Genomic DNA, 428 nt, shown 5'->3' with positions numbered 1-428 from the left:
ACGGCTACCTCTGCCTGGCGGCCGCGGGCACGGAGGCGGGCGCGCGGCTGACCACCGCGTGGTGCGAGGGGCAGGCGACGCAGCGCTGGACGCTGACGAGCGCGGGCCAGCTGCAGCAGGCGGGCGGCGCGCTGTGCGCGGCGCCTGCCGGCGGCGCGACGGCGAACGACACGCGCATCGTGCTGGCGGAGTGCGGCAGCGCGGCGGGCTGGCGTATCGCTGCGTCGACGGCCGAGTCGACGATCGAGACGCCGGGGAGCGCGCCGGGCGGAGTGCCGCAGCTGCGGAACGACGCGGCGGAGCGGTGCCTGAACGTCGCCGGCGCCGCGACGAACGCCGGGGCGCCGGTGATCGTCTACGACTGCGCCGGGGGCGTGGCGAACGAGCGCTGGAGCGTGGGCGCGGTGGGCCAGGCGCAGGAGGTGCGC

At 78.5% G+C, this 428-nt stretch carries 1 protein-coding gene; it reads left to right on the top strand.

What is annotated here, in order from left to right; all coding sequences use genetic code 11:
- On the top strand, positions 1-428 hold a 428-nt coding region (locus rosag_RS25355; RefSeq protein WP_284352988.1), incomplete at both ends, for an RICIN domain-containing protein.

This window comes from Roseisolibacter agri (assembly GCF_030159095.1).
In the GTDB taxonomy this organism is placed as follows: Bacteria; Gemmatimonadota; Gemmatimonadetes; order Gemmatimonadales; family Gemmatimonadaceae; genus Roseisolibacter; species Roseisolibacter agri.
This window is presented reverse-complemented; position numbering and strand designations above follow the sequence as displayed.